The following is a 16268-nucleotide window of genomic DNA, read 5'->3' as shown; positions in this document are numbered from 1 at the left end:
GCGGCGGTAGGCCAGCTATGCACCGCGAGCGTGCATCGGCCCCGGCTGGCGATAATGGCCGCAGCCGCCCGGCGTCGACCGCATGCGCTGCAGCAGGCGCGAAGCAGCCACTAGATCCGGCGTCTCGAAGCCCTCGGTGAACTCATCATAAATCGGGGCGAGCAGGCGAACAGCCTTGGGCCTGCGGCCGGTCGCAATCCAGTGCGCGGCCAGGTCTGTGGAGATGCGCAACGCGAAGGTCATCGCGCCGATGGCGCGCGCTTCGGCGAGTGCCTGCTGTAGCCGCTGCTCGGCGCGCAGCGGCTCGCCGGCGTGGAGAAGGACCGCCGCCTCGACCCGTTGAAGTTCCGACCGGCACCAGCGCTCGCCCTGACGTTCCTGATGGGCGATCGCCCGCGTGATGACCTCGCGCGCCTCCGCGATCCGCCCCTGCCGCAGATAGGCGCGGGCGAGAACGGCGAGATAGCTGCCGATCCGCATCAGGAAGCGAGATTCGATCAGTTCGTCGATCGCGGCGCGAATGTCGTCCACCGCGCGCGGATCGCCACGCAAGTCGCGAAGGCAGGCGGAGAAATAGCGCTCGACCGGGACCCAGCGCGAGATGCGCTCACGTTCCAGGTTGCGACGCAGCCGCATCGTGAAGCCCTCGAGCGCATCCAGATTGCCGGTTTCGAGGGCGACAGGCAGCGCGGCAAGCCCCAGCGCGTTCGACTGCGACACCCAATGGCCGCCGCGGTCCGCGGCGTCGACCGCGTCGCGGGCTAGCCTTGCCGCATAGTCGGGTTGCCCTTGCATCCACGCCACGAAGGGCAGGTTGAAGCGGACGGTGATGAACCGGTAGACCTCGTTCGCATCCTTGCGCGAACGGCCCTCGGCCAGCGAATAGGTTGCCGCAAGACGATCCAGAACCGGGCGGCTCTTGCTCAACTCGCCGGCAAAGGCGCGGGCCCAGGCCAAGGCCCGATCCGCTTCGGACGTTGCCGTCAAATCGCGGGCGCGGTCGGCGAGCGCGGTGGCCTCCTCGAGATGGGTTATGGCGCGCGGGATCTGGCCGATCTGCAACAGATAAAAGGAAAAACCCACCAGCGCGCGCTGCTGATACTCGATGTTGCCGGCCCGCCGCGCAAAGGCGATGGCGGCGAGCCAGGCAACCTCGTTCTCATTCGACATTTTACGCGCGTAGAACAGGCTCCATCCAAGGGCGCAGGCGAGCTTTGCCTTTGGCAGATCGTCGCACGCGACCGTCTTGGCCAAGGCGAGCGCGTCCTCCAACCGTGCCTGCGCTTCCGACAGGATGGAGGTTTCCGACCACAAGGTGATCGCCGCAACCGTAAGCCTGATTCCGAGGGCAGGATCGCCAGCCTCGCCAAATGCCCATGACAGCGCAGTTCGCAAGTCGGCGATGCGACCGAGGTAGCGCTGGGTCCAATCGGCCGGCTCACGCCAGTTCCACTCCTCCTCGGACCGTTCGAACAGCGCGAGGACGCATTGTGCATGGCGGCGCAGCGCCTGGTCGCAGGCCGGATCGCCCTTGCGCCGCTCGGCGGCATACCGCCGTGTGCTGTCGAGCAGCCGATAGCGCAGGCTCGCGCCCCACGTCTGCGCGCTCAACAGCGATTTGGCGACGAGACTGCCAAGGCCGGTGACGACGTCGATCGGGATGAGCCCCGCGGCCTCGGCGACGAAAACCGCGTCCTCGGCGTCAAAGGCGTCACTGAACACCGACAGCAGGCAAAACAGTCTCGCTTCCTTCTGCGACAGCAGACGGAAGCTCCAGTCGATCGTCGCCATCAGGGTTTCATGACGCGGCGGCGTACCGTCGGCGCTGGGGGCGCGGAAACCCAGCTTTTGATCGAGCAGCGCCACCAATTCGCGAGGATTGAACCTGCCAATCTGGGCCGCCGCCAGTTCGATCGCCAGCGGAAGGCCGTCGAGCGATTGGCAGATCGAGGCGACGTCCTCGCAATCGTCATCAGCGAACTGATAGTCCGACCACTCGGCGGCGCGGCGGACGAACAGCTGGACCGCCGGGAATCTCAGGGCCTCATCGACGGTCAGGGCAAGGCCGGATTTCGGCGAGGCCAGGGAACCAAGCCGCACGACATGCTCGGTGGCGGTGCCGAGCGGCTCGCGGCTGGTCGCGAGCAGCCTGGACGGCGAGGTGTCCGTCAGGAACTTGCCGGCAAAGATCGTGGCAGCGGGCAGCACATGCTCGCAATTGTCCAGGATGAGCAGCATCTGCCGCGGCCTCAGATAATCGAGGGCCGCCGCCAGACCATTGTCGGTATTGCCTCTGATGCCCAGTGCCGTTACCAGCGCCGCGCCGAACAGCGTCGGATCGGAAATTGTCGCGAGGTCGACGAAGCAGATTCCGTCCCGGCAGCGTGGCGCGTAGGTCCGTGCGGCCGCGACGGCCACGGTTGTCTTGCCGATCCCGCCTGCGCCAGCAAGGGTCACGTGCCTGTTGTCGGCCAACAGGTCGGCGATTTCGACGATCTCCGTTTCACGGCCAACGATGTCGCGCAACAATGGCGGGTTGGGCAAGGGGAGCGGATCGGCCAGCGCCGGATCATCCTCGATCTCGCCGATGCTGGCTTGGACGTCGGCGATGAACTTGTACCCGCGGCGCGCCACGGTCGCGATGTAGGCGGGCTCGATCTGGGTATCTCCCAGCGAACGCCGCAAGCTCCACATGTTGACCTTGAGATTGCTGTCGTGGAGGAAGGTGCCCGGCCAGGCCGCCGCCATCAGCTCATTCTTGCTGACCAGCTCGCCGCAGCGCTGCACCAGCAGCTGCAAGAGCTCGAATGCGCGTCCGCCCAGTTTGACGGGGCGCCCGTCGAGCAGGAGGAGCTGTCGGCTGGGAACCAGTCGAAACGGGCCGAAGCAGTAGGTGAGTTCCTGCCGGCGTGTGCCCCGTTGCCGTGTCTCCGTGGCAGCCCGCATTGATCATTGCCAATCGATCGAACAGATCGCCTGCAATTATCACGCGCTGCAAACTTGTTGAAGTGAGCCGTTCTGAATTCGCACGAATCCTGCGGGCGCTTGCCCGCAGGACGGCTGCGACAAAACCGCTCGCGCGGGGTTTCGGCTATTTTGGTGGCCTGCCAAGAACTGCCATGCGCATGACCTCGACGCCGCCATCGGCAAGTTCCGGAAGCCTGGCGAACCACGCCTGCACATAAGGCATCGCGTTATGCGCGTCGAAATCGGCCTGGCTGGCGAACACCTCGTAGAAGATGAAGTGCCCGGGTTTGGCGCGGTCTTCCTGCAGAAAATAGACCAGGTTCTTGGGATCGCCGCGAACGAGGTCAATCAGTGGCAGTGTGGCGGTGCGCAGTTCCTCTTCCTTCCCTGGCTTGGCGCGGATCTGGGCCACCACCGAATAGGCGCCTTCCGGAATTTCCTGGTAGCGCACGCGCGGAGCTTCCTGGGCGACGATTGGTGCCGCCGTCACGGCCATCGAGGTAGCAAAGAGCAGGGCGCCGAGCGAATTGCGGATGAGGATTTGCATGATGAAGTCCTTCACATTGCGATCGGGGGCGCCTTGCCGGGCGGAAGCCGGTCGCCCGAGGTTTGACGGGTCAGCGCACGATTGTTTGTTGTCGCTTTGCCAGGGCCTCGCTGAAACGCTGCTTGACCGGGCCGAGCGCTTTGACGAATTCGAGCTGCTCGCCTTCGGGCCCCTTGCAATAGATCAGCTCCCAGCCGTTCGAGGGTTCCGCGGTGACCCGGTTGGTGTTGGCGCTGCGGGGCGCCGCCTTGCGGTCTGCTTCCGTCATGACGCGGATGGTGCGGTTCGCTCTCACCTGCGTCATGCCACGGCGCGCGGACTCGGCTTCGAGGTCGGCGATGAACTTGTTGAAGTCGACGTCATCACGAACGTAGAAGCAGATGTGCATCATGCGCGGAAACGCCGGGCTCATGTGCTCCACCGGCTCGGCAAAACTCTTCGCGCTGCCCATCGGCTGATCGGCTTCGCGATATTGCAGCAGTTCGAGCACCATGTTGTCGAACTGGATGAAGCGGACATCGAGCCTCTGCGCACCGCTTCTGAGGTCGGGAACGCCGATGGTCCTGGGATTGACCCCGCGCGCATTCGCCTCGATCTCCTGATCGGCCAGCAGCGTGTTCTGCACGCCGTCGCCCTGGAAGTCGCCGTGACGGAACACTTCGGTGCCGCCGAGCACCTCCGTATAGAACTGATAGGCCCGTTCCATGTTCTGAACCGTCAACCCGAAATGCTGGACGCCCTGGAGCCGCGCGCCGAGCGGCGCCTCATCGCGCGCGGCTGACGACACGCCGCCGGCGTCCTGCGCTGCGGCCCGCGCGTCGGTCGCCGTGCCGGCGACGAGGCCGGTGACGACGGCTGCGCCGGCTGTCTGGAGCAGGGTGCGGCGACCCATGTCAGTGGCGTTGTCTGCTTCATCCGTCATATCGCTCTCCGTCATCATCAGGTGGGTTGGCGTGTGTTGTCCTTCCGGCCGGAATAGCGCTCGGCCGGGCTGAGTCCGCTGCGCTCCCGGAGCCTCAATCGGCGACGGGAAGCGGAGCTGCGGGATTGACGAGCCCTTCCGAACGGAGCTCGCGCCAGAAGTCGGCGGGGATGGCTTCCTCAAGCGCGGCGCGATCCTCGGCGATGCGGCTCGGGCGGCTCGCGCCGGGAATCACGGCCGCCACCACCGGGTTGGCCAGCGCAAACTGCAAGCCTGCCGCTTTCATGCTGATGCCGTAGCGGTCGGCAATGGCCTTGATCCGCGCCACCTTGTTGAGGATTTCCGCAGGCGCCGGCGCATATTCGAAGTTCGGACCGCCGACGAGCGCGCCCGAACTGTAGGGGCCGCCGACGACGATCGCGAGCTCGTGCTCGGCAACCATCGGCATCACCCGTTGCAGCGCCCGTGCATGATCGAGCAGCGTGTAGCGGCCTGCGAGCAGGAAGCCGTCGGGGCGCGGCTCTTCGAGCGCGAGCAGCAGCTCGATCGGCTCGACCCGGTTGACGCCGAGGCCCCACGCTTTGATCACGCCTTCGTCGCGCAACCGGTCGAGCGCCTTGAACGCGCCCTTGCGCGCGGTTTCGAAGACCGAAAGCCATTCGTCGCCGTAAAAATCCTGCGCGACGTCGTGCACGAAGGCGATGTCGATGTGGGAGGTAGCGAGCCGCTTCAGACTATCTTCGATCGAGCGCAGCGTCGCGTCCCCGGAATAGTCGTTCACGATCCTGTTCGGGCGCCCGTATTTGAACACGCCACCCTTTTCGCCGAGGTCGCGGGCGCTGACATCCTCGATCTCGTCCAGGATCAGGCGTCCGACCTTGGTACTGACGACGTAGTCGCTTCGCGGCCGGCCGGCGAGCGCGGTGCCCATGCGGATCTCGGCAAGACCCGCGCCATAGAAGGGCGCGGTGTCGAAATAGCGGATGCCGTCGTCCCAGGCCGCATTCACCGTCGCGAGCGCTTCCTGCTCCGGGATGTCGCGGAACATGTTGCCGAGCGGCGCCGCACCGAAACCCAGCTTCCCCGGCAGAATATCCTTGAGAGCCATGTTGCGAGTCCTTCTGTGACCGCCGATACGATTCCTGCGGCGCGGCCGGTCTCAGTCGGCCGCGGACGTGTCTGCGCTTCTGATGAACGCCGCGACCTCGCGCGGATGCGACAGCATCACCGCGTGGCTGCTTTTGATCTCCGTCACCTTCGCGCCCGAGCGCTTGGCCATGGTGCGCAGCAAGCTCGGAGGGATAATGTGATCCTCCATCGTCACCATGTAATAGGTCGGCTTCGTCTTCCAGGCCACGCGCTCGACCTTGGTCTGCACCGCCTGCAGTCCAAACGGCAATTGCGCCGCAGCCATGAAGCGGGTCGTGGCCGGGTCGACACCGGCGGCGAAGGAGCTCGGGAATTTATCGCGCTCGACGAAGAGATAATTGCCCTCAGTGACCAGCGGACCCTTGTGCTCGCCGGGCGGCACGGGTGCTTCCGACAGCGTGCTGACCGACTCCCCGACATCGGGAGCATATGCCGCGAGATAGACCAGGCTGCGAACCTTCGGATTGTCGCCGGCTTCCGTGATGACCATTCCACCATAGGAATGCCCGACGAGAATGACCGGATGCCGCGCCTTGGCGATCACGCGCTCGGTTTCCGCGACGTCGTCTCGAAGCGAGATCGTCGGCTGCTGGACGACGAGCACTTCATAGCCGGCCTTCGAGAGGATGTCGTAGGTGTCCTTCCAGCCCGAGCCATCGACGAAGGCGCCGTGGACAAGGACGATGGAGACGGGCCTCTCGGCCGCGACCGCGGGGGCGGCCGCTGCGATCGACATTGCAGCAAGCGTAAAGATAAGCGACTTCATACCAGGCTCCGATCCTTGATACGGCGGCATTGCCGTTGATCACCCCTTCACTAGCGCAGGCGAGAATTGCGATATTTCCGATTCCTGCGCGATGACGGACGCATCTTGCTCATTCGCGGAGAGATCCGCTTTCGAAGCGAAAGCGCGCCGCGCGCCAAGCCTTTGCTTTGCCTGCCTTTTACCTCTTTTAACCGCGCGGCCTCTGGACTTCGTCATCGCCGCTTGTGACAAATTCGCAGATCGGCGTGGCAGCGGCCGGGGCTGCAACTCACCACCGGATGGAATGATCGCTCGCTTGCGATATGGGGCCGGGATTCGCCGCAACTTGCGGAGGTCGTGATGGCACTCGTGACGCATGGAGATGATAAATACAAGAACAGCGAGAAGCTCGCGGCTGCGAGCGATTGGCCGGGACTGAGCATCGAGCATCGCAGGTTCGAGGCGGGACGCCAGGCAACGCCCGTCCCCATCTGCACCGAAATCGTCATGGTGCTGTCAGGTGGCGGCATGGTGTGCCGGATCGGCAATGGTGAAGTCCAGAAAAGTCTCGCGCGGCCGGGCATGAGCTACCTCGTGCCTGTGGGGACGCAGGAGAGCCATCTCGAACTGTCGGATCGGATGGAATGCCTTCATCTCTATCTGCCGCCGGCGCTGCTGGACCAGAGTGCGCTCGCGGATTTCGATATCGATCCGGCGAAAGTCGAGATCGCCTACGCGCACGGTCTGACGGACCAGGTGCTGTTCCACATCTGCTCGCCGCTTCGCGATCTGCTTCATCGCCCGCGCCAGCCGACCGATGCGCTTTTCGTGGAGGGAATCCAGGTTGCGCTCGCAGCGCACCTTCTGGGGAACTATACGATCGACCGCTGGCGCGCGCCCGACAAGTCGCCGTCGCTCGACTCGCGGCGCCTCCAGCGCGTGCTGGACTATATCGAGGCTTCTCTCGGCAGCGATATCAGGCTCGAGGATCTGGCGGCCCAGGCCTGCCTCAGTCCCTATCATTTCTCCCGGCTGTTTCGCGAAGCGACCGGGTTGTCACCGCACCGTTATGTGACCGATCGCCGCGTCCAGGCTGCGCGGCACGAACTCGCACGCGACCGCTTGTCGCTGGTCGAAATCGCGCTGGCGTTCGGCTTCGGCTCGCAGGCCAATTTCACGCGCGTGTTCCGCAAGGCCGCAAGCCTCACGCCGGGGCAATATCGCGAATTGTGCTGCGGCCAGGCTGACGTGAAAGCCGATCGTGCCAATACGGCATTCCGCAGGGATTGTGCATGATCCCGCAGGATTCGGAAATACTGCCCAGCCTGCATCGGGCAGTGCTGGCGTGCCGACCAGATCCGCAAGGGGATATATCGACATGATCGAACTCACGGTGAACGGGATCAAGCGCCAGGTCGACGTCGTTCCCGAGATGCCTCTGCTCTGGGTGCTGCGCGACGAGCTCGGCATCACCAGTGCCAAATACGGTTGCGGGGTCGCGCAATGCGGGGCCTGCACCGTTCACATCGACGGCAAGGCGGTGCGGTCCTGTCAGTCGCATATCGGCGAGGTCGCGGGCAAATCGGTCGTCACGCTGGAAGGCCTGGACAACAAGGACCAGCACCCGGTCCTGCAGGCCTGGATCGAGCATCAGGTGCCGCAATGCGGCTACTGCCAGACCGGACAGATCATGCAGGCGATCTCGCTTCTTGCGCGGATCTCCAAGCCGACCGACGAGCAGATCAATCAGGTGATGTCCGGTAATCTCTGCCGCTGCGGCACCTATCCGCGCATCCGCGCGGCGATCCATGCGGCGGCGGCCAAGAAGATTGCGGAGAAGTGAGATGGGCCACATGCAGACCCTTTCGCGTCGGGCTTTCGTTTTCGGCTCCGCTACCGTCGCCGGCGGCATTGCCTTTGGTGCCTATAGTCCTGCCGAAGCGGCCGCGCCGAGCGCCGATAGCAATCCGCTGGCCGCGGGCCTCGCCCCGAACTCGGTGACCTTCAATCCCTGGGTCGAGATCAGCCCGGACAAGATCACGCTGATCGCACAGCACGCCGACATCGGCCAGGGCGTCGGCTCCGTGCAGTCGATCATGATCGCCGAGGAGATGGACCTCGATCCCGGCCAGTTCGAGATCCGCTTCGCTGGTCCCAGTCCCGCCTATTTCAACACGGGCTTCGCCGACGAGTTCGCGCCGTTCGTGGCCGCGGACCAGAGCCCGGCCGCCGAGGAAGCGCGTGCCAAGACGCTCGAATGGTTGCGACAAGCCGGCTTGCAAATGACGGGTGGATCGAGCTCGATTCCGGACACCTATCAAAAGCTGCGTGTTGCCGGCGCGGTGGCACGCGAGACGCTGAAGGCCGCTGCGGCCAAGCGCGCGGGCGTGGCCATGGCCGACCTCCGCACCCAGTCCGGCCATGTGATCCTGCCCGATGGCAAGAAGATCGCCTATGTCGATCTCGCCGCGGACGCTTCAAAAATTCCGCCGGTGCTCGATGCACAGCCGCGCGACCCGTCCAAATGGCGCATGCTCGGCAAGCCGATGATGCGGCTCGACGTCTGCTCGAAAGTGATGGGCGAGCTGAAGTTCGGCATCGATATGAAAATGGACGGCATGCTCCATGCCTCCGTCAAGCTGAACCCCAACAAGGGGCAGCCGCTGAAATCCTACGATGCCGGCAAGGCGCGTGCGATGCCGGGGGTCAAGAAGATCCTCGAAATCAGGAATGGCGTCGCGGTGATCGCGACGAACAGCTGGTACGCCATGAAGGCGGTCGACACCATCGTTTGCGAGTGGGCACCCTCGGCCTATCCCGCCGAGCAGGCCGACCATTGGAAGGTTCTGGAGAATTCGTTCAAACCGGAATTCCTTGGCAAGGAGTGGAAGAAGATCGGCGATATTGAAACCGGGCTGAAGACGGGCGCGCGCGTCGAGGCCGAGTATCGCGCTCCTTACGTGGCGCATCAGCCGCTCGAGCCGCTCAACGGGATCGGTCTCGTCACCGACAAGGGCATGGAGATCTGGGTCGGCCATCAGAGCCCTCGCTTCGTACAGTATGTCGCGGCGACGGCGATCGGCCTCAAGCCGGAGCAGGTCACTTTCCACAATCAGTGGACTGGCGGAAGCTTTGGCCACCGTCTCGAATACGAGAACGTCCGCGTTCTCGCCGAGATCGCCAATCAGATGAAGGGAACGCCGATCAAGCTCGTGCTCTCGCGCGAGGAGGATTTCCTCCAGGACATTCCGCGGCAGATTGCGATCGCCCGGCACACAGGGACCGTCGACAAGGGCAAGATCGTCGCGGCCGATCTGCAACTGGCCTCGACCACTCCGCTCAAAGGGCTGCTCGAGCGTTCGGGCACGCCGTCGAAGGATCCCGACGGGCAATTGGCAGCCGGCTTGTGGAACGTCTATTACGACATCCCCAATTTCCGCGCCACGAGCTACGAGGCGCAGGGACTTTCGCCAAGCACGACGTGGCGGTCGGTCGGCGCCTCGACATCGGGGTTCTTTACTGAAAGCTTCATCGACGAGCTGATCCATGCAGCGGGCCTCGATCCGATGAAGGCGCGCATCGCGATGTGCACTGTGCCGACCTATCGCAAGGTGCTGGAGACGGTCGCGGAGATGTCGGACTGGAAGGGACCGCTCGGTAACGGCAGAGGGCGGGGCGTCGCGTTCGTTGAATCCTTCGGAACGCCGGTGGCCGAAGTCGTCGAAGTGACGAAGACCGATCGTGGCATCAGGATCGACAAGGTCTGGGTCGCGGTTGACGTCGGCAAGGTCGTCGATCCCGTCAATTTCGAGAACCAGGTGCAGGGCGGCGTCGTGTGGGGGCTCGGCCACGCCATCAATTGCGAGCTCACCTACGCCAAGGGCGCGGTGCAGCAGACCAACTACAACCACCACGAAGCGATGCGGATCTACCAATGTCCGGTCATCGAGGTGCGCGGGCTCGAGAACGATCCGAAAGTGCGAGGCGTCGGAGAGCCGCCGGTTCCTCCCGCCGCGCCCGCGCTCGCCAACGCGATCTTCGCTGCGACCGGACTGCGGATCCGCGAAATGCCCTTCAACAAGTTCATCGATTTCGTGTGAGGATCAGCAATGAAGACGTCTCTGATTGCGCTCGTCCTCGCCGCGTCCACGATCGCGGCTCTCACCGGAATTGTCGCGGCCAAGGACGAAGGTGCCAAGGAAGGTGCCAAGGATGTGCTGCCGGCGGGCAGCGTCAGCCGTGCTGAGGGGGTTTTAGCCTGGAAGCGCATCGAGGCGGTGGTGACGCATCCGCGCTGCGCCAATTGCCATGTCGACGCCAAGGCGATCCCGATCTGGACGCCGGCAGGGGAAACCAAACCGCGCGTGCATGGCATGAACATCCATGGCGGCGAGAGCCGGATCGGTGCGGAGGCGATCCCGTGCTCGACCTGCCACATGACCTCGACCCAGGCGAACGAGCCGGCACCGTCGCCGCCGCGCGCCGGCATCGACTGGCAGCTCGCGCCGGTCGCCTTCATCTGGTTCGGCAAGAGCGGCGCCGAGATCTGCGCGCAGCTGAAGGATCCCACGCGCAATGGCGGGCGCGATGCCGCAGGTCTCCTCGATCACTTGCGCCACGATGCGTCATTGAACGGCTTCATTCCCCGCGGCTGGTCGCCCGGCGCAGGCCGCTCCACGCCGCCGGGCACCTTCGAGGATCACGTCAAGGACATGGCCCTGTGGGGCGCCGCGGGGCAACCCTGTCCGGAGTGAGGCGTTCTCCGCGTCGCGTCAACGTGATCCCAATGGTTGGGACAGCATCCCGACAGCAAAGTTGTTGGTCGGCCAGCAATGGTGCTCTGGCCGCCTGAATGCAAGGCCTTATCCAAAGGAGAAACCCATGACCCAACATGTCCTCTTCATCGTCACCAACGCAGCCGTGCTCGGTCCGCATAATCGCAAGGTCGGCTTCTTTTTCGCCGAGGTCGCCCATCCTTTCGAGGTGCTCGACAAGGCCGGGGTCGCGGTGGAGTTCGCGTCCCCGGCCGGGGGATGGACGCCTTACGATGCGTACGACGAGAAAGATCCCGCTCAGAAGGATTTCCTCGCGAGTAAAGCCTTTCGTCGCCTAAATCACAGTCGCAAATTGTCCGAGGTGGATGCCGCCGATTACGACGCCATTCTGGTGCCCGGCGGTCTCGGGCCCATGGTGGACATCCAGCGCAACGCAGCGGTCCAGAATGCCATCGTGCGCGCCTGGAGCACTGGCAAGCTCGTCAGCGCTGTCTGTCACGGGCCGTGCGCGCTGCTTGGCGTTGACCTTGGTGACGGCAGCCCTTTCGTGCGCGGCAAGAAGCTCACGTCCTTCTCAAGGAAGGAAGAGTACGATTACGCCCGCGAGGATGTGCCTTACGAGCTCGAGGACGCATTAAGGGCAGAGGGCGCCGAGTACTCGTCTGCCGCCAACTGGCAGCCTCACGTCGTCGTCGACGGCCGGCTCATCACGGGGCAGAACCCCGCTTCGGCCGGACCGCTGGGAAAAGAGTTGCTCTCCGCCCTCAAGCGACAGGACCGGTGACGCGAACATCTGAAATTTCGGAGTGAACGCAATTCGCGAGGGGGCTCGGCATCTCCCAAGCCGCGCCCGCCCTCGCATCAGGAGCTGTCGAATGACGCAATCGCCATCCAAGATCACCGCTATCCTGGTTGCTCGCCCGGGCAAGTCCGCTGAACTCAGGGCACTGCTTGTCGGCATGGCACCGCATTCCAGGGCCGAACCTGGCAACTTGCACTGGGATGTCTGGCGCGACATATCGAATGAAGATCGCTACGTTCTCGACGAGCTGTATCGGGACGTTGCGGCCGTGGAAGCTCACCGAACCACGCCGCACTACCAGGCCTACCTGGCCAAAATTCCCGAGCTGGCTGATCGGACGGCGGTGGTCTTGGAAGCGGTCGAGGTTGGGGGCCGGTGAACGGCGTCAGCAACCTATTTGCAGTTTTTGCAGATCGTCAGCTTTCGCTTCAACGCCTCATCCTCCGGATCGAACGAGTCCGGGTCCGTGGAGCCGCTCCTTGCCCCGCGTGACCGGGGCGGCGGCGACACCTGACCGTGGGTGTCGTTGTCCTCAGTGCCGACGCTGAAGCCATCGTAGTCGGCGGCGGGATTGGGCGATGCCGGAAAACCGCCAATCACGGGCTTCGAAGCCGCTCCGCCGGGCGCGGTCACCAAGGCAGGATCGCGCTTGGGCCGGGAATTCCTGGCGCTTGCTGGCGGTGGCGATGCCTGCGGCTGCGATGCTTGGGGCGGCGACGCTTGCGGCGGAGCAAGCGAAACCGGCGGTGCGGTCTGTGCTTTCGCGCCGTCCTGCGGCCAGAGGCCGACAAACGCGAGGCTGACAGCCAGAACCATCGTGCGTCTCATCGGCATCCTCAAACAACCTTGGTTCAATGATCGAGAGCATGACGGCTCGCGTCATGCCGTGCTGAAGAATATCAGCACCCAAATGGCTGCCAAAGGTGACGGAAATGGGGAGTTTGCTTCGCTCTACCCGGCGGGCTCCGACGAGTGTGCAGGGGGCGTCGCGTCAGGCCACAGCGGCCGTTACTTTATCGCCGAGCTGACCGAGTTGAACTTGTTGTTGAGGAGCGCGCTGCCGGTGTTGTTGACGATGGTGACGATCGCGAGCGCGATGCCGGCGGCGATCAGGCAATACTCGATGGCGGTGGCACCATGTTCATCGGCAAGAAATGACCTGAGCAAAGTCATCGTCAACTCCTGTTCATCCGTCCAACGTAGGCTGGCGCCGTTTTCGGAATGGTAAATTGATTCACTAACTTTCGGGGGCGCGTGCGCGCGCAAAAGGGCAGGCGGGATGCTTCCTGCCTGCGGCCATATACGTGCCATTCGTTGACTTAAGGTTTCCTCACCGGCTTTGGCTGGATTTGACGCTGTCTCCGTTCAGGACGCGATCGACCGCCCTGGCGCGGCCTTGCCGGAGCGTTTCAGCACCGCTGCAAGGCGCCCGACCAGATAGCTCATGACGCGCGGCTGCAACTGCGCGGCCCCGCCGGTGAGGCGCTCGTCCTCGGCCGTGTCGTTGACGAGGCCGATGTAGTTCTTTCTGGCGTCCTGCTGCGGCACGGGTGCAACCCCCGGGTTCAATCGACGATGCGACCATGCGCTGAGCAGCGGGAATCGAAGGTTAATTTTGTCTTCCGTAGGATTACGTGGCGTCGTCCGAGAGCAGGCGAAAACCACAATGCGGGCTTAACGGATTGTTGAGGCTGTTCGCGAGACGGGTCACGAGGAACGCGAGCGCAGCATCCTGCACGCGACACAGCGCCTAGCTGCGGCCGGCGTCCGCGTTCAGCGCCCGCAACATCGCGATGCGCGCGAACATCATCCATCCGCCGCCGGTCTCGGCCGCATGGATCAGCGTCTCGATTGCGGTCTGCCAATGAGGGGCGTGCTGCGCGTCCTCGGGCAGCCGCATGATGTGATCGGCCGCCTCCTGCAGCGTCCGCAGCTTGCGCCCGCCGCGCAAGGCAATGGGATCGTCGAACGCCGCCGACCAGGGCATGTCAGGCCGGCCGATCGGCGAGGGGAGAGATCACGGCGCGATGCGACGGTGTGATGCCGCTAGCCGGCCTTCTTCGCGCGCGCCGGCGCGCGCACCGGCTTGTCGGCCTTCCTCGCAGGCTCCTTCGCCGTCTTCGCTGCAGCGTCCTTGCCGCCCTTGCCTGATATCGGCAGCAGCATCTCGCGCTGGCCCTCGACGCGCTTCTTCGGCTTCTTGCCCTTGACCGCCTCCTTGGCGGCCTTCGCCGCGGGAGCTGTATCCTTCTCGTTCGCGATGCTCTTCTTCAGCGCGTCCATCAGGCTGATGACGTTGCCGCTGGTCTTTGGCGTGGCCTTTGCGGCGATGGGCATGCCGCTGCGCTTCTTGTTGATGAGGTCGATCAGCGCGCTCTCGTAATGGTCCTCGAACAGCTCGGGCTCGAACGCGCCGGACTTCTTCTCGACGATGTGCTTGGCAAGGTCGAGCATGTCCTTGGTCAGCTTCACGTCCTGGATGTCGTCGAAATATTCGGTCTCGCTGCGGACCTCGTAGGGATAGCGCAGCAGCGTGCCCATCAGGCCGCTCTCGAGCGGCTCCAGCGCGATGATGTGCTCGCGGTTGGTCAGCACCACGCGGCCGATCGCGACCTTGTCCATGCTGCGGATGGTCTCGCGGATCACCGCATAGGCGTCGTGGCCGACCTTGCCGTCGGGCACGAGATAATAGGGGCGGATCAGATAGCGGTTGTCGATGTCGGCCTTCGGCACGAACTCGTCGATGTCGATCGTGTGCGTGGAATCGAGCGCAATGTCGTCGAGCTCGTCCTTGGTGACCTCGATATAGGTGTCGGTGTCGACCTTGTAGCCCTTGACGATGTCCTCGGAGGTCACCTCGTCACCGGTCTCGGCGTCGACCTTCAGATACTTGATCCGGTGGCCTGTCTTGCGGTTGATCTGGTTGAACGAGACCTTCTCGGTATCCGAAGTGGCCGGATACAGCGCGACCGGGCAGGTCACGAGCGACAGACGCAGAAAACCCTTCCAATTGGCGCGGGGGGCCATGGGCTACTCCAAACGCAACGGGGACAGCAGACAAGGATACCATCGGGGAACACCGAATCATAGCAAGGCACGACGCGGAATCTTGCAACTGCGTTAACCGGCTGCTGAGCGCGCGGTTGCTGCCTCAGTCCGCGGCAAAAGCCGGAACATCATATCGGATCGGGCGTTGGCTCCGGACACGGGGCTGCGACATGGTCGCCGGCCATCGGAGGCGACATCCAGAGATTGAGGGCATCATGGCAACCACGCGAGAGCAGAACCGGATCGTCGAAACTCCGACCGAGGCCCGCCAGGGCGAGCCCGGACCTTCGGTGGCCGCGCTGCTCGCCATCTCGACCGGACTGGCGATCCTGATCCTCGCCGTCGTCTGGTTCGTGTTCTTCCGGACCTGACGGCCGACGTCGAGGCGTTCAGACCCTTCCGACTCGCCGCGCAAAGCGGCACATTGCGCTCGCCATGCCCCGGCTCATCCGGTGGCCCGGCGGGCGCAGTCGCGTCGGCGCGTTGTTAGTATATGACTAAAAAGTAACGCAGGCAGTTCCCCGCGTTCATATTCAGTTCACGCCGGAATTGCTCATCTCTGGCGCAGTTGATGCGGCCTATCTCTGGAGAGAAACGTGCGCCTGCTCGTTGTTGAGGACGACCCCGATCTCAATCGCCAGCTCACCAAGGCGCTGACCGACGCCGGCTACGTCGTCGATCGCGCCTTCGACGGAGAGGAGGGGCATTATCTCGGCGACAACGAGCCCTACGACGCCGTCGTGCTCGACATCGGCCTGCCGAAGAAAGACGGCATCTCGGTGCTGGAGGCATGGCGCCGCAACGGCCGCACCATGCCGGTGCTGATCCTCACCGCGCGCGACCGCTGGAGCGACAAGGTCCAGGGCTTCGATGCCGGCGCCGACGATTATGTCGCAAAGCCGTTCCATCTGGAGGAGGTGTTGGCGCGCATCCGCGCCCTGCTGCGCCGCTCCACCGGCCACGCCCAGAGTGAGCTCTCTTGCGGCCCCGTCACGCTCGACACCAGGACCGGCCGGGTCAGCGTATCGGGCAACCCGGTCAAGATGACCTCGCACGAATATCGGCTTCTGGCCTATCTGATGCACCATTCCGGACGCGTCGTCTCCCGCACCGAGCTCGTCGAGCATCTCTACGACCAGGATTTCGACCGCGACTCCAACACCATCGAGGTCTTCGTCGGCCGCATCCGCAAGAAGCTCGACGTCGACATCATCCAGACCGTCCGCGGGCTCGGCTATCTCCTGACGCCGCCGGCCGCCTGAGGCCCTCTCGGGCTTGACGGCAGCCCGAACAGGGGCCTTGGTCCGGTCATG

The 16268-nt window shown here is 64.2% G+C and carries 18 protein-coding genes; 8 read left to right on the top strand and 10 right to left on the bottom strand.

Annotation, left to right across the window (positions count from 1 at the left end):
• Positions 1 to 15 precede the first annotated feature (15 nt).
• From AAFG16_RS33370 to AAFG16_RS33350, 5 genes are all read right to left on the bottom strand, one after another.
• A complete protein-coding gene (locus tag AAFG16_RS33370; protein ID WP_342732150.1) occupies positions 16 to 2946 on the bottom strand; it encodes a winged helix-turn-helix domain-containing protein in 2931 nt (976 codons plus the stop codon).
• 145 nt (positions 2947 to 3091) lie between these two features.
• Entirely contained in the window at positions 3092 to 3514 is a 423-nt protein-coding gene (locus AAFG16_RS33365; protein ID WP_342732148.1) for a putative quinol monooxygenase, read from the bottom strand.
• A gap of 70 nt (positions 3515 to 3584) precedes the next feature.
• Positions 3585 to 4436, bottom strand: a complete 852-nt coding sequence (locus AAFG16_RS33360) for a VOC family protein (RefSeq protein WP_342732146.1) — start codon at positions 4434 to 4436, stop codon at positions 3585 to 3587.
• A gap of 94 nt (positions 4437 to 4530) precedes the next feature.
• A complete protein-coding gene (locus AAFG16_RS33355; RefSeq protein WP_342732144.1) occupies positions 4531 to 5544 on the bottom strand; it encodes an aldo/keto reductase in 1014 nt (337 codons plus the stop codon).
• Positions 5545 to 5595: 51 nt separating this feature from the next.
• A complete protein-coding gene (locus tag AAFG16_RS33350; RefSeq protein ID WP_283080702.1) occupies positions 5596 to 6351 on the bottom strand; it encodes an alpha/beta hydrolase in 756 nt (251 codons plus the stop codon).
• A gap of 339 nt (positions 6352 to 6690) precedes the next feature.
• Here AAFG16_RS33350 and AAFG16_RS33345 point away from each other — a divergent pair, with 339 nt between their 5' ends.
• The 6 genes from AAFG16_RS33345 (at position 6691) to AAFG16_RS33320 (ending at position 12286) form a co-directional block, all read left to right on the top strand.
• Positions 6691 to 7626, top strand: coding sequence for an AraC family transcriptional regulator (locus AAFG16_RS33345; protein WP_342732140.1), 936 nt, complete (start codon positions 6691 to 6693; stop codon positions 7624 to 7626).
• Between the two features lie 82 nt (positions 7627 to 7708).
• Positions 7709 to 8173, top strand: coding sequence for a (2Fe-2S)-binding protein (locus tag AAFG16_RS33340; protein ID WP_283080700.1), 465 nt, complete (start codon positions 7709 to 7711; stop codon positions 8171 to 8173).
• Position 8174: 1 nt separating this feature from the next.
• Complete coding sequence (locus AAFG16_RS33335) at positions 8175 to 10430, top strand: molybdopterin cofactor-binding domain-containing protein (RefSeq protein WP_342732137.1); 2256 nt, start codon at positions 8175 to 8177, stop codon at positions 10428 to 10430.
• A gap of 9 nt (positions 10431 to 10439) precedes the next feature.
• Positions 10440 to 11084 carry a hypothetical protein gene (locus tag AAFG16_RS33330; protein WP_342732135.1) on the top strand — a complete coding sequence of 215 codons (645 nt, stop codon included), beginning with the start codon at positions 10440 to 10442 and terminating at the stop codon, positions 11082 to 11084.
• A 127-nt stretch (positions 11085 to 11211) separates the two neighbouring features.
• Positions 11212 to 11889, top strand: a complete 678-nt coding sequence (locus AAFG16_RS33325) for a type 1 glutamine amidotransferase domain-containing protein (protein ID WP_342732133.1) — start codon at positions 11212 to 11214, stop codon at positions 11887 to 11889.
• Positions 11890 to 11980: 91 nt separating this feature from the next.
• The gene (locus AAFG16_RS33320; RefSeq protein WP_342732131.1) at positions 11981 to 12286 is read left to right on the top strand and encodes a putative quinol monooxygenase; all 306 of its coding nucleotides are present in this window, start codon (positions 11981 to 11983) and stop codon (positions 12284 to 12286) included.
• A 14-nt stretch (positions 12287 to 12300) separates the two neighbouring features.
• On the opposite strand, the gene AAFG16_RS33315 is transcribed toward AAFG16_RS33320, so the two are convergent.
• From AAFG16_RS33315 to AAFG16_RS33295, 5 genes are all read right to left on the bottom strand, one after another.
• Positions 12301 to 12723 (bottom strand): hypothetical protein, encoded by a 423-nt coding sequence (locus tag AAFG16_RS33315; protein ID WP_342732129.1) that lies wholly within the window; start codon positions 12721 to 12723, stop codon positions 12301 to 12303.
• Between the two features lie 192 nt (positions 12724 to 12915).
• Entirely contained in the window at positions 12916 to 13080 is a 165-nt protein-coding gene (locus AAFG16_RS33310; protein WP_283080694.1) for a Flp family type IVb pilin, read from the bottom strand.
• Positions 13081 to 13272: 192 nt separating this feature from the next.
• The gene (locus AAFG16_RS33305) at positions 13273 to 13455 is read right to left on the bottom strand and encodes a hypothetical protein (RefSeq protein WP_283080693.1); all 183 of its coding nucleotides are present in this window, start codon (positions 13453 to 13455) and stop codon (positions 13273 to 13275) included.
• Positions 13456 to 13657: 202 nt separating this feature from the next.
• Positions 13658 to 13894: a hypothetical protein gene (locus AAFG16_RS33300; RefSeq protein ID WP_283080692.1), complete on the bottom strand. Its 237-nt coding sequence runs from the start codon at positions 13892 to 13894 to the stop codon at positions 13658 to 13660.
• Between the two features lie 59 nt (positions 13895 to 13953).
• Positions 13954 to 14934 (bottom strand): Ku protein, encoded by a 981-nt coding sequence (locus AAFG16_RS33295; RefSeq protein WP_283080691.1) that lies wholly within the window; start codon positions 14932 to 14934, stop codon positions 13954 to 13956.
• Positions 14935 to 15170: 236 nt separating this feature from the next.
• On the opposite strand from AAFG16_RS33295, the gene AAFG16_RS33290 reads away from it, so the two are divergent.
• Together AAFG16_RS33290 and AAFG16_RS33285 are read left to right on the top strand one after the other, a co-directional pair.
• Positions 15171 to 15326: a hypothetical protein gene (locus AAFG16_RS33290; RefSeq protein ID WP_162832009.1), complete on the top strand. Its 156-nt coding sequence runs from the start codon at positions 15171 to 15173 to the stop codon at positions 15324 to 15326.
• 225 nt (positions 15327 to 15551) lie between these two features.
• On the top strand, positions 15552 to 16217 hold the full coding sequence (locus AAFG16_RS33285; RefSeq protein WP_018315821.1) for a response regulator transcription factor: 666 nt from the start codon (positions 15552 to 15554) through the stop codon (positions 16215 to 16217).
• Positions 16218 to 16268: the final 51 nt, after the last annotated feature.

The organism is Bradyrhizobium sp. B117 (assembly GCF_038969555.1).
Taxonomy (GTDB): Bacteria; Pseudomonadota; Alphaproteobacteria; order Rhizobiales; family Xanthobacteraceae; genus Bradyrhizobium.
Note: the sequence above shows the minus strand (reverse complement) of the source record. Positions and strands in the feature narration are given on the sequence as shown.

Bases quoted from the DNA above. Each gene is read 5' to 3' on its own strand.
- AAFG16_RS33370 (WP_342732150.1), bottom strand. From the start codon at position 2,946: ATGCGGGCTGCCACGGAGACACGGCAACGGGGCACACGCCGGCAGGAA.
- AAFG16_RS33365 (WP_342732148.1), bottom strand. From the start codon at position 3,514: ATGCAAATCCTCATCCGCAATTCGCTCGGCGCCCTGCTCTTTGCTACC.
- AAFG16_RS33360 (WP_342732146.1), bottom strand. From the start codon at position 4,436: ATGACGGATGAAGCAGACAACGCCACTGACATGGGTCGCCGCACCCTG.
- AAFG16_RS33355 (WP_342732144.1), bottom strand. From the start codon at position 5,544: ATGGCTCTCAAGGATATTCTGCCGGGGAAGCTGGGTTTCGGTGCGGCG.
- AAFG16_RS33350 (WP_283080702.1), bottom strand. From the start codon at position 6,351: ATGAAGTCGCTTATCTTTACGCTTGCTGCAATGTCGATCGCAGCGGCC.
- AAFG16_RS33345 (WP_342732140.1), top strand. From the start codon at position 6,691: ATGGCACTCGTGACGCATGGAGATGATAAATACAAGAACAGCGAGAAG.
- AAFG16_RS33340 (WP_283080700.1), top strand. From the start codon at position 7,709: ATGATCGAACTCACGGTGAACGGGATCAAGCGCCAGGTCGACGTCGTT.
- AAFG16_RS33335 (WP_342732137.1), top strand. From the start codon at position 8,175: ATGGGCCACATGCAGACCCTTTCGCGTCGGGCTTTCGTTTTCGGCTCC.
- AAFG16_RS33330 (WP_342732135.1), top strand. From the start codon at position 10,440: ATGAAGACGTCTCTGATTGCGCTCGTCCTCGCCGCGTCCACGATCGCG.
- AAFG16_RS33325 (WP_342732133.1), top strand. From the start codon at position 11,212: ATGACCCAACATGTCCTCTTCATCGTCACCAACGCAGCCGTGCTCGGT.
- AAFG16_RS33320 (WP_342732131.1), top strand. From the start codon at position 11,981: ATGACGCAATCGCCATCCAAGATCACCGCTATCCTGGTTGCTCGCCCG.
- AAFG16_RS33315 (WP_342732129.1), bottom strand. From the start codon at position 12,723: ATGGTTCTGGCTGTCAGCCTCGCGTTTGTCGGCCTCTGGCCGCAGGAC.
- AAFG16_RS33310 (WP_283080694.1), bottom strand. From the start codon at position 13,080: ATGACTTTGCTCAGGTCATTTCTTGCCGATGAACATGGTGCCACCGCC.
- AAFG16_RS33300 (WP_283080692.1), bottom strand. From the start codon at position 13,894: ATGCCCTGGTCGGCGGCGTTCGACGATCCCATTGCCTTGCGCGGCGGG.
- AAFG16_RS33295 (WP_283080691.1), bottom strand. From the start codon at position 14,934: ATGGCCCCCCGCGCCAATTGGAAGGGTTTTCTGCGTCTGTCGCTCGTG.
- AAFG16_RS33290 (WP_162832009.1), top strand. From the start codon at position 15,171: ATGGCAACCACGCGAGAGCAGAACCGGATCGTCGAAACTCCGACCGAG.